Origin of the sequence: Sphingopyxis panaciterrae (assembly GCF_011762125.1) — a bacterium.
Lineage (GTDB): Bacteria > Pseudomonadota > Alphaproteobacteria > Sphingomonadales > Sphingomonadaceae > Sphingopyxis > Sphingopyxis panaciterrae.
The window spans coordinates 238,837-254,364 of record NZ_JAASQN010000003.1 but is presented as its reverse complement, the minus strand read 5'-3'; the positions used below and the strand labels follow the sequence as shown (position 1 = coordinate 254,364).

Sequence of the window (15,528 nt, the reverse complement as noted above, 5' to 3'; positions counted from 1 at the left end):
CCAAGGGGAGAGGATTTAGCTATCACGCGACCGCGCGAACCTCGGCGACGATTTTCTGTGCCGCATCGCCGAGATCGTTGGCCGCAACGATCGGCAGGCCCGAATTGGCGAGGATGTCCTTGCCTTCCTGGACGTTCGTGCCTTCGAGGCGGACGACGAGCGGAACCGACAGGTTCACTTCCTTCGCCGCCGCGACGATGCCGTCGGCGATGATGTCGCACTTCATGATGCCGCCGAAGATGTTGACGAGGATGCCCTTCACCGCGGGGTCCTTGAGGATGATCTTGAACGCCGCGGTGACCTTTTCCTTCGAAGCGCCGCCGCCGACGTCGAGGAAGTTGGCGGGGAATTCGCCGTTGAGCTTGATGATGTCCATCGTCGACATCGCAAGGCCGGCACCGTTGACCATGCAGCCGATGTTGCCGTCGAGCTTGATGTAGGCGAGGTCATATTCCGACGCCTCGACCTCGGCCGGATCTTCCTCGGTCAGGTCGCGCAGTTCGGCGAGGTCCTTGTGGCGGAACATCGCATTGCCGTCGAACGCCACCTTGGCGTCGAGGACGAGCAGTTCGTCGCCATTCGCGCCTTCGCACACGGCGAGCGGGTTGATTTCGATCTGTTCGGCATCGGTGCCGAGGAAGGCGGCATAAAGGCCGCCGAGAACCTTGGCGGCTTGCTTGGCAAGGTCGCCCGACAGGCCGAGCGCCGCGGCGACGCTGCGGCCATGGTGCGGCTGAATCCCCGTGGCGGGGTCGATGGTGATGGTGTGAATTTTTTCCGGCGTATCGTGCGCGACGGTTTCGATGTCCATGCCGCCCTCGGTCGAGGCGACGACCGCGATGCGGCTGGTGGCGCGATCGACGAGCAAAGCGAGGTAGAATTCCTGGCGAATATCGGCGCCGTCGGTGATGTAGAGGCGGTTGACCTGCTTGCCATGCTCGCCGGTCTGGATCGTCACCAGCGTGTTGCCGAGCATATCCTTGGCATGCGCCTCGACTTCCTCGATGGTCTTGGCGAGGCGGACGCCGCCCTTTGCGTCGGGGCCGAGTTCCTTGAACTTGCCCTTGCCGCGACCACCCGCGTGGATCTGCGACTTCACGACATAAAGGGGTCCGGGAAGCTGCTTCGCCGCAGCGACGGCTTCCTCGACGGTCATCGCGGCAATGCCCTTGGGCACGGCGACGCCAAATTTCGCGAGCAGTTCTTTCGCCTGATATTCGTGGATGTTCATGAGGTCTGCCGGGCCTTTCGACTCTGGGGAGCGGGAGATACGCGCGCCGCCTAAGCACAAGTTTGGCGGCAACGCCACCCCTGCAGCACAAGAGATTCTATCGGCGCGGGCCCTTCGTCTTTATCCTAGCGCAAGGCGCAAATCGCCGCCGAACTGGTCGATACCGTCAATATTTCGGGATCCTTCAAGGCGCGGACTTTGCGCAGAAACTGATCGAGCGTCACGTCGGTGATCCGCTTGTCCTTGAGGCTGCCGAGCGCCGAAAGGCGGCGGAGCTGGAGGAGCGAGAGCCGATCGACCATCCGTTCGGCCATGCACGCCGACATCGCCTTCGACAGCCCGGCATTCTGGAGCCCGGTGCGCAGCCGCGTTTCGGGAGTCGCGCACGCCGACAGCGCGAGCGGCAGCAACAACAGGGGAAGCACAGCCCGCTTCATCGTCTCTCTTACCTTCCGTGAAATTCGGCGACTGCGCCCGATACGGCCTGCATCAGCGACATGCGCGCCGGAATCGGCGAGGTCGTGCTGCCGAGCATGACGACGATTGCATAGCGCGTGCCATCGGGCGCGGTCGCGATGCCGATATCATTATAGCCTGCGGTCATGCCCTTGTAATCCTGCCCGGTCCCCGTCTTGTGCAGGAACTGCCAGCCCGGCGGCAGCCCGGCCTTCAGACGCTTCGGGCCGCTTTTGGTCCGGCTCATCACGCCCAGCAGATATTCGGTCGATTCGGGCGACAACAAAGTTCCGCGCGCGAGCCGGGTGAGCGCGCTGGCGATCGCCGCCGGGCTGGCGCCGTCGACGGGGTTGGCAAGATAATTGTCCATCGCCGCCTTGCGCGTCGCGTCGGGAAGCGCGGCGCGCGCGGTCTGGAAATTGCGGCCGCGCGAATAGCTTTGTTGCCACGCCAACCCGGCGGTCCCGCTTTGCAGCAGCCGCTCGCCGGGGCCGAAGCGGATCGAGCCGAGGTCCTTCTTCGCGACGAAACGCCGCACCGCGTCGGGCCCGCCGACGGTGCGCAGCAGGCTGTCGTTCGCCAAGTTGTCGCTATGCGTGATCGCGGTTTCGATGAGATCGCGGACGCTCATCGTCACCGACCCTTCGGCCAGGACACGCCCGGCAAGCGGCTGATGGAACACCGCGAGGTCATCGGGGCCGATGCGAACCATCTGGTCGAGCCTGAGCCGGCCCTGGTCGACCGCATCGAGCACGGTCATCGTCACCCACAGCTTCGACACGCTCTGCTGCGGGAACAACTCGTCGCCGCGCTCCGAAAACGCCCATTCGCCGTCGATGCGCTGGACCGCGATCCCGGTCTTGCCGGGGAAGGCGCGCCACAGCCCGGCGATGCGATCGCTGAGCCCGGAGGGCGGGCGGCGGAAACCGGGATCGGCGGTGCCGCGCGGCGGCGGCAACTGCGACCGCACCGGCTGGCCGATCGGCACGGTTACCGATCCGCTGGGGCCGCGCACCGGCTGGGACGGGGTTTGTGACTGGCTTTGGGGCTGGGGCTGACGCGGCGACGGGACGATCGCGCTGCTGACGCAACCCGCCAGCACCGCGGCGCTCGCCATTACGGCGAGCAACGGCTTGCCGGAAAACTCAAAATTCATTCAAACCCCGCGACTGCAATCATTATCATTATCTTTCCCGACCCCCATCGGTCGGACCATCCGTCCCGCAGCGGCGCGGGGCGGGCCAGCGATTTGCGATGAATGATTCTTATGCCGCGACAAGCGGCGGAACGCCGCCCCTGTCAGGGCGCCGGCGTGGCGCGCACCAGAGCCGGATACAGCCGCTTCAGCGCCGCAAGCTTCGGCGCGTCCCAGCGGACGATATAGCTATTCGCCGGATTGCGGCGCATGAAATCCTGGTGATTCGCCTCGGCGCGATAGAAGCGCTTGTAGCTTTCGACCGGCACGATCACCGGCTTCGCAAAATATTTGCCCTTGCCGATCTGTGCCAGATAGGCGGTCGCGACCTGGCGCTGCACCGCATCCATCGGGACGATCGCGGCGCGATATTGGCTGCCGCTGTCGGGGCCCTGCCGGTTCTTCAACGTCGGGTCGGCGACGACCGAAAACAGGATCCGCAGCAGCGTGCCGTAACTGACCTGCGCCGGGTCGTAGACGATGCGCACCGCCTCGGCATGGCCCGAACTGCCGTCGTGGGTCAGTTCATATTTTGCGGTCGCGGCGCTGCCGCCATGATAGCCCGATTCGACCGAGATCACGCCCTTGACGTTGGAAAAAACACCTTCGACGCCCCAGAAGCAGCCGCCGGCGAGGATCGCGGTCGCGCGCTTCGCCTGGACGGCGGGGTCGACCGCGGCGGCGGGGAGTTTGACGACGGCTTCGGCCCGGGCGGGCGCGCAGCCGGCGAGCATGGCGCAGGCAGCCAGTGCCGCGGCGATATTCGAACGGAAATTTCGCCGCCGCGCCGTCACAGCGGCAGGGCGACCGCGGGCTGATTGGCGATGATATAGGTGGCGCCGATGGCAAAGCCGGCGAGCATCGTCAGGAACCAGTCGGAGCGGAGCATGGCAATCATGGGGAGCCTCTTTTTTCTATCTTCTGTTTCGCGGACGGAACCGCTTTGATTGAACCAGCGATATGGCACCCCCGGACCAGTCTCGCAGTGATGGCGATCACCTTAGCCAGACGGGCTTACCAGATGGTGAACCGGACGCTTAACCGCCGTTCATCTTGCAATTGGGCATGCACGCGCACGAGTTCAAGACCGGTCGGTATAAAAATATGCGGGTGCCATGTGCACCGCGCGCTGCGGCAGAATGGCTGCCTTGGGGTGGAGAGCTGCCATGAGCTCTACTCACCTTCGTCATCCCGGGCTTGACCCGGGATCCCGCTTTTTTGAAGGTGGCGCAGGTTTCGACGTCCAGCGGGACCCCGGATCAAGTCCGGGGTGACGATGGACGGGACGGCAACTCCCGGCCGCAACCGGCCCGAACCGCCTTGCCGGCCTGCCCTTCAGCTCAGCGCCGCGCACGCCTGCTGGATGCGCACGCACGCTTCCTTGAGCACCGCTTCCGATGTCGCATAAGAGACGCGGAACGCCGGCGACAGGCCGAAGGCCCCGCCATGCACAGCGGCGACCTTCGCCGAATCGAGGAAATAGTCGATCAGCGCTTCGTCGCTGTCGATCAGCTTGCCGTCGGGAGTCTTCTTCCCGATGCAGCCCGACGCGTCGGGATAGACGTAGAAGGCGCCGTCGGGGACGGGACAGTTCAGACCGGGCGCATCGTTGAGCATCGCGACGACCATGTCGCGGCGCTTCTTGAAAGCGGCATTGCGATCGTCGAGGAACTGCTGCGGCCCGCCGAGCGCGGCAGCGGCGGCCGCCTGGGCGATCGAGCAGGGATTCGACGTCGACTGCGACTGCAGCTTGCCCATCGCCTTGATGATCCACGCCGGGCCGCCGGCATAGCCGATGCGCCAGCCGGTCATCGCATAGGCCTTCGAACAGCCGTTGACGGTCAGGATCCGGTCGATGAGGTCGGGGCAGCGCTGACCGATCGTCGAGAAGGCGAAATCGGCGTACCAGACATGCTCGTACATATCGTCGGTCATCACCATCACATGCGGATGGCGGCGGATCACGTCGCCGATCGCATCGAGTTCTTCCGGCGAGTAAGCGGCGCCCGACGGGTTCGACGGCGAGTTGAACATGACCCAGCGCGTCTTCGGCGTGATCGCGGCGTCGAGTTGCGCCGGTGTGATCTTGTAATTCTGGGCGGCGGTGCCCTCGATGATCACCGGGGTGCCGCCGGCGAAGGCGACAATGTCGGGATAGCTGACCCAATAGGGCGCGGGGATGATCACCTCGTCGCCCTTGTCGACCGTCGCGACAAGCGCGTTGAACAGCGTATGCTTGCCGCCGACGTTGACCGAAATCTGGTCGAGCCCGTATTCGAGGCCGTTGTCGCGGCGGAACTTGCCGCGGATCGCGTCCTTCAACGCCACCGTACCGTCAACCAGCGTATATTTGGTCTGGCCATTGCGGATCGCCTCGATCGCCGCTTCCTTGACGAAGTCGGGGGTATCGAAATCGGGCTCGCCGGCGCTGAGGCCGATGACGTCGACACCTTCGGCTTTCAGCTTGGTCACGCGTGCGGTCATCGCGAGCGTGGCCGAGGGCTGGATGCGCTTGAGGGCGGCCGAAACGTGGGGCTGGAAAGTCGACATGGGAAAGCGTCCTTGCGAGAGGGCGGGCGACGATGAATTGGCAGAAAATTGCGCGCGGCCGCGCCTATAGCGTCCCGATGACATTCGCAAGCGCGCAGGTTGATAATTTACCTATGCGGCGGGCAGGTCAGCCTATCGCGGTTTCCGTACCGTCCTGCAGCCGCGCCGGAATCAGCCCGCGCAGCGAATTGCCGATGAAAAATCCGTCGGCGAGATCGGCCGGGCGCAGATGCGATTCGACCGCTCGCCCCTTGTCGATCAATTCGGCGCGCAGCACGCCGGGAAGCAGCCCGAGCGCCAGCGGCGGGGTGAGAAGGAGGCCGTCGCGCTCGACGAAGATATTGCTCCAGCTGCCCTCGGTGATGAAGCCCGGTTCGTCGACGAAAATCACTTCAGCGGCGCCGCTGTCCTGCCGCGCCGCATCATAGGCGCCGCGCAGACTGGTCTTATGCGCAAGGCGGAAATCGTCGGCCGTCATCGGCGAGGGCCGTACCGCGACAGGTACCGGCAGTTCGGCGAGGCGCGGCAGCGGCGACACCTCGACCGCGAGCGCGCCCGAGGGTGCAAGCCGCATCCGAACCCGCGCCACGCTGCGCAAACGGAAGGTCGCCGACTGCAGGCTGTTGCGAGCGCCGTGGCGGTCAAAGGCGAAACCGAGCGCATCGGCGCTCGCCTTCAGCCGCGCCAGATGCCCCTCGAGCCGCTGGACACCCTCGACCGGATCGAAAAGCATCGTTTCCAATAGGTCGAAGCTTTCGCCCGCTCTGCTCACAAATTCCCCCTTGGCCAGACATTCGCGCCATTCCTCGCCCGGCACGCTGTCGGCGACAATTCCCGATCCCAATCCCAGCGTGGCCTGATTTGCGCCGTCCCGCAAGCCACTGTGTGGAAAGACCAATGTGCGGATCGCGACATTGAACGCCGCATCGCCGCCGGGCTCGATGAAACCGATCGAGCCCGTGTAGATCCCGCGCGCATCGCCTTCCAGTTCGTCGATGATCTCCATCGCGCGCACCTTCGGCGCGCCGGTGATCGATCCGCACGGAAAGGCGGCACGCAGCACGTCGACGGCGCCCGTGCCATCCGGAAGCCGCGCGCTGACGTCGGACACCAGCTGGTGGATCGTCGGAAAGCTTTCGACGCGGAACAGGTCGGGCACCGCGACCGACCCCGGCGCCGCGACGCGCGACAGGTCGTTGCGGATCAGGTCGACGATCATCAGATTTTCGGCGCGCTGCTTCGGATCACTCGCGAGCCCGGTCGCCGCGCGCGCATCGGCGTCCGGATCGGCAAGCCGCGTCGCGGTCCCCTTCATCGGCCGCGCCATCACCTCGCGCCCGCGCAAGGCAAAGAACAGCTCGGGCGAATGCGAGACGATCGCCTGCGCGCCGGTCCAGATGACCCCGCCATAGCCCGCGCACGCAGTCCGCCGCAGCCGGGCGTGGATGGCGAGCGGATTGCCCAGGACGGACACATCGGCGCGAAAGGTCAGGTTCGCCTGATAGATGTCGCCCGCGCGAATGTAGGCCAGCACGCGTTCGACCGCCGCTTCATAATCGGGGCGGGCGATCCGCGGTTCGACCCGGCCGATCCACGCGCCGGCCGGATCGGGGAGCAGCCCCGCCACCGCAGCGGCGTCGATCCGCTCGACCCCCTCGAACAATCCGAACCAGCCAAGCGGCATATCCTCGTCCGCGCCGTCAGGCCCGCCCGCGACCGCGCCGCGCCATGCCGGCGCGAGGCCCCTCCCCGCCTCATAAGCGAGATAGCCGGCGACATGGAGGCCGCGCGCATTCGCCGCATCGAGCGCGTCGAGCAGCGCGGGAATGTCCGCCGCACCGGCCGCGACGATGATATCGACGGGATTGCGGAACAGCCGCGCCGGCGCCGCGCCGCTCTGCCGCGCGTCATCGAGCAGCACGAAGGGCGCGGCGCCCTCGCCGATCGGCAGGCCTTTCAGCATCGCAAACGTCCGTCCGCAGAATGAACCGAAACCGCGGGCCGGCCTATCGTTCGCGGCGCACGCGAATGGAGGCCCGCCCTTCGACGCTCAGAAAATAGCTGCCGAGCGCCGCGGTCTTGATCTGGACCTTCTGGCCCGGGCGGGGCGCCAGCGGCATCCGGCGGTCGTCGATCTGCACCCAAACCGTCTCGTCCGCCATCGCGATACGATAGCGCCCGTCCGCAACCTGCGACGCCGACGCCACGGTCGTATCGACGCTCTTGAGTTCGTCCTCGTCATCGTCGCCGCCGAACAGGCCGAGGCTGGGCAAGGTGAAGCCGAACAGCCCACGCCGGGCCTTCTTCACCGTTTCGCGGTCGGCAAAGGTGATGTCGCGCTGCGTATCGGCGGTTTCCAGTTCGCCGACTTCGCGATCGAAACAGGCGAGCCGTGCGCTCTGCTCCGCAATCGTGCGGCAATTATAGAGTTCCTGAATCTGCGCCGGGCGCGGCGGCGGTTCCTTGTCCTTCGCGGCGGCGGGCGCCGCCACGGCAAGCAAGACGAATGGCGCGATCAGGCGCATGGACAGGTGCGGCATGGCGATCCCCCAGATTTTCGGACCGCCCCTGCCTAGCCGCGCCGCCGCCGCATCGCAAGCGCCGCACCCCGATTGCGATACGAGCAGAACGCTGCTTTAAGTGATGTCAGTAACGCAGCGCAAAGGACGAATCCCGGCAATGGACAGCCCCTATGACTGGTCGACGAACTATCGCCACCCGACGCCCTGGGGTCAGGAATTCATGCCCTTGTCGCTTCCCGATATGCTCGCCGCGAGCGTCGCGAAGCGGGGCGATGCGCCGATGCTCGATTTTCTCGGGCGGCGGTTCAGCTATGCCGAGGTCGCGAGCGCCGCCGCCCGCGTCGCCCGCGGGTTGCAGCAGCGCGGGATCGGCAAGGGCAGCCGCGTCGGTCTGTTCCTGCCCAATGTCCCGCACTATGTCGCCGCCTATTATGGCGCCCTCGCCGCCGGGGCGACGGTGGTCAATTTCTCGCCGCTCTATACCCTCGCCGAACTGGAGGCGCAGGTCGAGGATTCGGGCACCGACACGCTGTTCACGATCAGCGCCGCAGCGCTGCTGCCCACCGCGCTCGCGGTGCTCGACGGGTCGAGCCTGCGCCAGCTCGTCGTCGGATCGGTGGCGGGCGGACTGCCCGCCGCCAAGTCGATGCTGTATCGCTTGCTGAAACGCAGCGAGGTTGCCGCGCTGCCCGACGATCCGCGCATCACGCGCTTTTCGGCCCTCGTCGCCAATGACGGGCGCCCCGATCCGGTCGCGATCGCCCCCGTCACCGACATCGCGCTGATCCAGTACACCGGCGGCACGACCGGAACGCCGAAGGGGGCGAAGCTGACCCACCAGAATCTGACCGCCAACGCGCGACAAGTGAATGCGATCGATCCCGATCACGACGCCGAGGACCGCATCCTCGGCGTGCTTCCCTTCTTCCACGTCTTTGCCAACACCTGCGTGCTCAATCGCACCATCCTCAATGGCGGGACGATCACGATGCTGCCGCGCTTCGACGCCAAACAGGCACTGCAGGCCATCACGCGGACGAAAACGACCGCGCTTCCCGGCGTGCCGACGATGTATCAGGCGCTGCTCGACCACCCCGATCTGGCCACGACCGACTTCTCGTCCTTGCGCGTCTGCATCTCGGGCGGCGCGCCCATGCCGGCCGAACTCCGCGAAAAATTCGTCGCCGCGACCGGCGCGTCACTGGTCGAAGGCTATGGCCTGACCGAAAGCTCGGGCGTCGTCGCGACCAACCCCTATGAAGGCCCGGTCAAGCCCGGCACGATCGGCCAGCCGATCCCGGCGACGCACCTCCGCCTCGTCGACAAGGAAGACCCGATGCGGCCCGCTCCCGCGGGCGAGCCCGGCGAGCTGGTGGTCAAGGGGCCACAGATCATGCAGGGCTATTGGAACCGCCCCGACGCCGACAAGGACAGCTTCACCGAAGACGGCTGGCTGCGCACCGGCGACGTCGCGACGATCGACGACGAAGGCTATGTCCGCATCGTCGACCGGCTGAAGGACATGATCGCGGTTGGCGGCTTCAAGGTCTACCCCAGCGTGATCGAGGCGCATCTTCACGAGCATCCCGCGGTGAAGGAAGCGATCGTGCTCGGCGTGCCCGACTCCTATCGCGGCGAAGTGCCCAAGGCGTTCGTCACGTTGGAGGACGGGTTCGACATTTCGGGCGACGCCCTCGCCGCCTGGCTCAACCCGCAGCTCGGCAAGCATGAACGGGTGAGCACGGTCGAGGTGCGGCTCAATCTGCCGAAGACGATGATCGGCAAGCTCGACCGCAAGGCGCTGCGGGCGGAAGAGACGGCGGGGTAGGAGGTTTCCGCTTTGGGGTGGAGAGCTGCCACAGGCACCACCCACTCTCGTCATCCCGGGCTTGACCCGGGATCCCGCTTTTTGACCGCATAATCCGTCTTTGACTTCGAGCGGGACCCCGGATCAAGTCCGGGGTGACGATAAGGGTAATGGCGGCAATCGGCCGAAAGCGGTCACGCGTCTGCGGCCCGCGACATAACCGTCGCCCCCGCCTACCCTGCCTTCGTCCAGATCTTCGTGCGACAGATAAACGCCACGCAGCCCTTGAGTTCGAGCTTGCCGTTCGCCAGCAGTTTCAGAAAGCCGCGCGAGGCGCCATCGCCGGTTTCGGGGTCATAGACCGGCCCGCCCTTCCACTCGACCGGCCCGCCGGTGAAGCCGTTCAGCACCACCAGCCCCTTGATCCGGCGCGCCCGCAGCTTCGCATCCGAATTACGCACATCGCGCAGGTCGGGATTGCCGCGCAGCCGCGCCGCATCGACGACCTTGCCGCACAGCGCAGCGCCGCAGCGATAGATTTGGACGCGGCCGCCTTCGCTGCCGGTCGCCCAGATTCCAGTGAGGTCGGCAGCCGATGCCGCCGCCGGCGCCGCAAATAGTGCGGCGGCGGCCAGAGGGAGAGCCAGTTTCTTCATGCCGCAGTCCTTTTCGGTTCGCCCGTTTCGAGCATCGCGAGCGCTTTCGTCAGCAGCGACCGGTCATCGATCTGCCACGGATGGAAGCCCGGCCGCATATAGGTGAAGACGCCGAGCAGCAGCAAGCGCAGCGTGCCGGGGCGGCCGTAGAGATAGGACAGCAGTTTTCGCCATGTCGCGAAATCATTACGCTCATCCTGGCGCAGCAGATCGGCGGTGTTGCGGAAGATCACATAATGAAAGCGCATCGTCGTCACGCACATGACGAGGCTGCGTTTCAGCCAGCGGCGGAACGGCGTCATGTTTCGCGTCGCGTGAAGATAGGTATCGAACGCCACCGCCTTATGCTCGATTTCTTCCATCGCATGCCATTGCCACAGGCGCTTCGCCTCTTCAGTCGCGCCGTCGAGGTGCCGGGGGTCGGCCAGCGCGTCGTGCGCGAGCGTCGCGGTGAAATGTTCGAGCGCACAGGTCGCGGCGAGTTGCTGGAGCGGCGAGCGGCGCTTGACCCAGGCGATCGTGCGCCGCGCCCGGTCCTCGAGCGGCGCGATATCGAACCCTGCGTCCTCGGCCTGGCGGTTGAACACGACATGTTCGCGCGAATGCATCGATTCCTGATAGAGAAAATCGTCGATCTGGCCGCGCAGCGGTTCGGGCGCGCCGTCGCGGTAATGGCGCACCGCGGTCATGAAGAATTTCTCCCCCACCGGAAAGGTCGAGGACAAGGCGTTGAAGAAGGCGGTGCGGCCGGGATCGCCGCTGTGCCACCAGCGCGGCGGGGATATCTCCCTCCCGAATTTCATGTCGCGCTTTTCGATCCGCAAATCCTGGGGCGTTGGGGTGTTGTGGGTCATGCTGCACCTTTCACCGACTCAAATTACATTAACATCAATGTATATATGATGCATGGGCCGCCCATGCAAGCGGTGTTTCCATGTGGGTCAGGATGGCGGCGCCGCGCGGCCACGCCGTACGGTTGCAAGTGACAAACGCGTGCTTTGCATTAAAGACCTAAGCGGTACGGCCCATGTGGGGTGGGAAGGCCGCGAGGAACGATGACGATGTACAAGCAAGCGCCACCGCGACAGAAGCGGCGCAAGCGGCTGGGGCCCGAAGTCCGCGAGGAAGGGCTGGCGGCCGCGCGGCGGCTGTTGCTGGAGGGCGGACCCGGCGCGGTGACGCTGGCCAATATCGGCGACGAGATCGGCATGTCGCACGCCAATGTGCTGCATCATTTCGGATCGGCTGCAAGCCTGCAATCGGCACTGATGGGGTCGATGATCGAGGATCTGACGACAGCGCTCGACAATGTCGTCGAGCTTCTCAAGACCGACGCCGCGGCGCCGCGGACGATCGCCGACCATGTTTTCGATGCTTTCGACAAAGGCGGCGCGGGCCCGCTGGCGGCGTGGATCATCCTGTCGGGCGATGTCGCGCATCTGGAGCCCGTACGCGAGGCGGTGCGTTCGCTGGTCGAGGCGATCGTCGGCCAGTCGCGCGACGATGCGGCGCCCGAACGGGTGCGCGCGGCGGTGCTGATGATGGCGGTGAGCGCATTCGGCGACGCGGTGATCGGCCCCCATATCCGCAGCATGCTCGACCAGAAGGACGATGCGATGCGCGACCTGATCGCCCGCATCCTGCCACTGTTCCTGATCCCGTCGGGGATACCGCCCGCGATATCCTGACCGGCCGGTCGCTAGAATTGCTTGCGGATGCTGAGCCGGACGGTGCGGCCTAGCGGATCGATTTCGTCGCGCGAGAAACCCCGCGGGGTGCCGCCGCCCAGCACCGAGACTTTCCGGTAGCCGTTCAGGATATTCTGGATATCGAGCGAAATCCTGAGATCGGATGCCCAGTTGCGTTCGCCCGGTACCCCTGCCCAATGTTCGGGTTCGGCGAACAGCCCGAGATTGAAGAGAATTGACGGCGCATAGCGAAACTCGGACCCGCCGCCTGCCTCGCCGATCGAACGGACGCGCGCGGCGCCGTTCCAGTTTCCGTTCAGCGACGCCCCCATCCCGCGCCGGCCGACGACAAGGTTCAGTGCGACATTATGCTGCGCTTGTCCGCTGCCCTGCAACCGGTCGAGCACGGGAAGTCCCGGGCGGATCACCATTTCGCTGGCGAGTTGCCAGTTGTGGATGATCGACAGGCTGAACGTCCACGGCCGCGCACCATCCGGCGCGGGCGGGACGCCGGGGGGCACCTTCGTCCTGGCGGTATAGCGTAGGGTCAGGCCCGTGGTGATCGCTTCGGTCCGGTCGTGCGAAATGTTGATCGGGCGCGCATCGATCGAAATCAGCCGCCCGCTCGCATCGCGGGTGATCCGTTCGGGAAAGGCGGCTTCGACATCGGGCGTGAGGGTCGGCAGCGATGCGATGCCGCCCTGCGCGACGCGCCTGCGATAGCCGATGTTGAGCGTGGCAAGATCGCCTTCGAACGGGCGTATCATCGCGCTCACCGACAGATTGTCGATGCTGCCCCCCCGAAGATCGGGGTTTCCGCCGAAGATGCTGATCGGCTGGACATATTCCTGCCGTGCGAAGTCGAACAGGCGCGTGACGACCTCGATCCGCGGGCCATGGAGCTGGTCGAAATTGGGTTCGGCATTTTCGCGTTCGATGCTCGCGCGCAGGTCGACGAAGGAAAAGGGGACCCAGCGGACACCGGCATTCCATTTGCGGCGTGTCGGGGTGCGTGTCGCAATGCCGATCTCCGCCGTGAAATCGAGCGCGATGTCGCCGAGCGGGGCAAGGACACCCAGCGCGCGGCTGGTAACGGGGATGGTGAATGACAGGCGGCCGTCGAGCTGGTCGCTACCCGAGGGCTCCGATTGCGCGGCTCCGGCCGCGGTGAAGCGCGAGCGGGTGCGGTTCGCATTGACGGTGAGGCTGGTGCCGACATCGCCGGCGGGAAGCTTCAGGATGCTGTTCGACACATTGAAGTTCGCACCCAGCATGTCGGAGCGGAATCGGGTCCGGTCGGAAAGCAGCGGCGTCGCCGGCCATGCGCCGAAAGGGTCGAAGTCCGGGTCGCCGGCATCGACGCGCGCCTGGGCCGCGTTCGTGTCATAACCCCGGTCATAGATGTTGGCGTTGCGATTGTGCGAGTAGAAGGCGGAAAGGCTGGTCTGCCATCCCGCGATCAGCCCCGACAGGGTCACCGATACACCGAAGGTTTCGGATCGCTGCCCGCTTTGCAGCGGCGTATCGCCGAGCAGCCGGCTGGTGGTGACCGCCTCCCCGCCCGGCGGCACCCATGGGCTGCCGGGCGGCAGGATGATCGATCCGATCGGAATACCGATCAGCTGTTTGCTGCGGCTCAGCCCCGCGTTGAGCCCGAGCGACGCCGAAAAGCTGCCGAGCGGCCGCGTGACCCCCGCGTTGAGGCCCACCGACCGTAATGTCCCCGACAGCGATTCGAACCGGTTCGGGTCGATGTCCGCCGCCGCCCCGCCCTGAAGCGTCGGGAGCAGCGCCAGCACATCGTCGCGAACCGGGATATCGCGCGCGCTTTTCAGCAGCGCGCCGTCGTCCGCAACCGTGACCTCGGCATTCCAGCGCGTATTGCCGTCGATCGCGGTGCGCCCGACCGACGTCTGCGCGCTGCGGCGCCCGCCCGCGGTCGGAACGGTGATCCCGCCATCGGCGCTCCAACTGGCATATTTTTGCTTGAGCTCGAGATTGACCACCCGCTGCCCCGCCGGATAGCCGTATCGCGCGGCGGCCTCGGGCGGGAGGATCGCGACGCGGTTCAGCGCTTCGGGCGGGTAGCCGGTGATTTCCGACGGGTTGCCGATGCGCCGTCCGTTGACGAGAATGGCGGGGGTGCCGCCGGTACCGTCGATCAGCGGCGCCAGGCCTTTGAGCAGTTCGCCGATATCATCGGCGCCATAGACACCGATTTCGTCGGCATCGACCTCGGTCTCGGATGCGATATCGGCCTGCCCCCAGCGCTTGCCGGTGACGACGATTTCATCCTGTGGCGTGGCGACGATGGCGGACTGCGGTGCGGACGGGCGCTGGTCCGCGGCGGCGGCGCCGCCGCCGTCATCGGCTTCAGACGAAATTCCGGCCTCGCACGGCCCCGTAACGGCCAAGCATATCAGGAGCAGAAAGGGGGGCGTCGACAGATGCCATGGTCGCGGCCGGGACGGGGACCGGCCGGCAGACGGGGCGGCATCATGGGAAACCGAAACTCTCAACCCGCTCTCGCAACCAGGCCGCTCTCGCAAACAAGACAGGACGATCGGGCGCGGCGATGGCATTTCGTCAGCGCGGCCCGTCCGTATCGACTCTATCCCGTTTCCTTGCCGGAAAAAAAGAAGCGCGCGAACCATCACGCGCTTCAAGGTGCGGAGATTGCCGCCATTGCAAGGAATGACGACAATCGAGGGATGGGTGATGATGAGCGCCCGATGCTCGCATCTCCAAAGTCGCGGAGGGGCGCCGGTGCGACGCCCCTCCGAACCGGACGTTCGATCAGGGAGTGGCCGTGAGGGTGTCACCCGCCGACGAAAGCGTGCCCTGCATCTTGCAGGGGTTGCCGCCGCCCGGATCGCTCGAATCCGAGAAGCCGTTGGTCAGTGCGATCGTGCGCGGATTGGCAGTGTTGCCGCCCCACACGAACTTGATCCGCCCGGTGCAGACGCCGGCGCTCAGCGGCGGATCGATGGTGAGGCCGGTGAGGCCCCAGTTCGTGCCGTCATGATCGACGTTGCCCGTGCCGGTGATCGCGATCAGCGCGCAGGGGAAACCGCCCGACAGCGCGCCGCCGACGACATTCACGTCGACGTCGGACGCACTGTTGACCTTGATGTCGATCGCGAGCGTGCAGTTATAGGTCAGGCCGTCCTTCTTCACCGCAACCGCCCCCGAATAGCGGTGCGTGTTGGGGAGCGGGGATGTCGGCCCGAAGGTCGCCGCGGCTGCGGAGGTGGCGCCGAATACAAGGGCGCTGGCGGCAAGAAGTGCCGTGACTTTTCTCATGATACTCTCCTCTCCAGTTATTGATTCTGTATAATTTGTACTGCGACTCAGCTGTACTCGATCATAGTATTTGATTTAACATGGACGTCAATGTAAAAACTAAAATTATGTTTTTTATCA

13 protein-coding genes are annotated in these 15,528 nt (G+C 65.6%); 2 read left to right on the top strand and 11 right to left on the bottom strand.

The window, feature by feature from the left end; genetic code table 11:
- Positions 1 to 22: 22 nt before the first annotated feature.
- The 7 genes from sucC to FHR22_RS13120 all read right to left on the bottom strand — a co-directional run bounded on the left by sucC (position 23) and on the right by FHR22_RS13120 (position 7,972).
- Positions 23 to 1,231 (bottom strand): ADP-forming succinate--CoA ligase subunit beta, encoded by a 1,209-nt coding sequence (gene sucC / locus FHR22_RS13150; protein WP_166943437.1) that lies wholly within the window; start codon positions 1,229 to 1,231, stop codon positions 23 to 25.
- 125 nt (positions 1,232 to 1,356) lie between these two features.
- Entirely contained in the window at positions 1,357 to 1,668 is a 312-nt protein-coding gene (locus FHR22_RS13145) for a hypothetical protein (protein ID WP_166943434.1), read from the bottom strand.
- 8 nt (positions 1,669 to 1,676) lie between these two features.
- Positions 1,677 to 2,843, bottom strand: coding sequence for a serine hydrolase (locus tag FHR22_RS13140; protein ID WP_166943431.1), 1,167 nt, complete (start codon positions 2,841 to 2,843; stop codon positions 1,677 to 1,679).
- A 143-nt stretch (positions 2,844 to 2,986) separates the two neighbouring features.
- Positions 2,987 to 3,616 carry a peptide-methionine (S)-S-oxide reductase MsrA gene (gene msrA / locus FHR22_RS13135; protein WP_166943428.1) on the bottom strand — a complete coding sequence of 210 codons (630 nt, stop codon included), beginning with the start codon at positions 3,614 to 3,616 and terminating at the stop codon, positions 2,987 to 2,989.
- A 601-nt stretch (positions 3,617 to 4,217) separates the two neighbouring features.
- Complete coding sequence (locus tag FHR22_RS13130) at positions 4,218 to 5,432, bottom strand: pyridoxal phosphate-dependent aminotransferase (protein ID WP_166943425.1); 1,215 nt, start codon at positions 5,430 to 5,432, stop codon at positions 4,218 to 4,220.
- 127 nt (positions 5,433 to 5,559) lie between these two features.
- Complete coding sequence (pabB, locus tag FHR22_RS13125) at positions 5,560 to 7,395, bottom strand: aminodeoxychorismate synthase component I (protein WP_208417687.1); 1,836 nt, start codon at positions 7,393 to 7,395, stop codon at positions 5,560 to 5,562.
- A 43-nt stretch (positions 7,396 to 7,438) separates the two neighbouring features.
- Positions 7,439 to 7,972: a hypothetical protein gene (locus FHR22_RS13120; protein WP_166943422.1), complete on the bottom strand. Its 534-nt coding sequence runs from the start codon at positions 7,970 to 7,972 to the stop codon at positions 7,439 to 7,441.
- A 139-nt stretch (positions 7,973 to 8,111) separates the two neighbouring features.
- Here FHR22_RS13120 and FHR22_RS13115 point away from each other — a divergent pair, with 139 nt between their 5' ends.
- Positions 8,112 to 9,782: an AMP-binding protein gene (locus FHR22_RS13115; protein ID WP_166943419.1), complete on the top strand. Its 1,671-nt coding sequence runs from the start codon at positions 8,112 to 8,114 to the stop codon at positions 9,780 to 9,782.
- A gap of 212 nt (positions 9,783 to 9,994) precedes the next feature.
- Here FHR22_RS13115 and FHR22_RS13110 read toward each other — a convergent pair whose 3' ends face one another.
- Both FHR22_RS13110 and FHR22_RS13105 read right to left on the bottom strand, forming a co-directional pair.
- Positions 9,995 to 10,417 (bottom strand): DUF2147 domain-containing protein, encoded by a 423-nt coding sequence (locus tag FHR22_RS13110; protein WP_166943416.1) that lies wholly within the window; start codon positions 10,415 to 10,417, stop codon positions 9,995 to 9,997.
- The gene (locus FHR22_RS13105) at positions 10,414 to 11,271 is read right to left on the bottom strand and encodes a metal-dependent hydrolase (protein ID WP_166943413.1); all 858 of its coding nucleotides are present in this window, start codon (positions 11,269 to 11,271) and stop codon (positions 10,414 to 10,416) included. Before FHR22_RS13105 ends, FHR22_RS13110 begins: the two co-directional genes overlap by 4 nt.
- Positions 11,272 to 11,478: 207 nt before the next feature.
- Here FHR22_RS13105 and FHR22_RS13100 point away from each other — a divergent pair, with 207 nt between their 5' ends.
- Positions 11,479 to 12,105: a TetR/AcrR family transcriptional regulator gene (locus FHR22_RS13100; protein ID WP_166943410.1), complete on the top strand. Its 627-nt coding sequence runs from the start codon at positions 11,479 to 11,481 to the stop codon at positions 12,103 to 12,105.
- An 11-nt stretch (positions 12,106 to 12,116) separates the two neighbouring features.
- Here the strand turns inward: FHR22_RS13100 and FHR22_RS13095 are convergent, their stop codons facing one another.
- Both FHR22_RS13095 and FHR22_RS13090 read right to left on the bottom strand, forming a co-directional pair.
- On the bottom strand, positions 12,117 to 14,519 hold the full coding sequence (locus tag FHR22_RS13095) for a porin family protein (protein WP_166943407.1): 2,403 nt from the start codon (positions 14,517 to 14,519) through the stop codon (positions 12,117 to 12,119).
- A gap of 382 nt (positions 14,520 to 14,901) precedes the next feature.
- On the bottom strand, positions 14,902 to 15,408 hold the full coding sequence (locus tag FHR22_RS13090) for a hypothetical protein (RefSeq protein ID WP_166943404.1): 507 nt from the start codon (positions 15,406 to 15,408) through the stop codon (positions 14,902 to 14,904).
- Between the last annotated feature and the right edge of the window lie 120 nt (positions 15,409 to 15,528).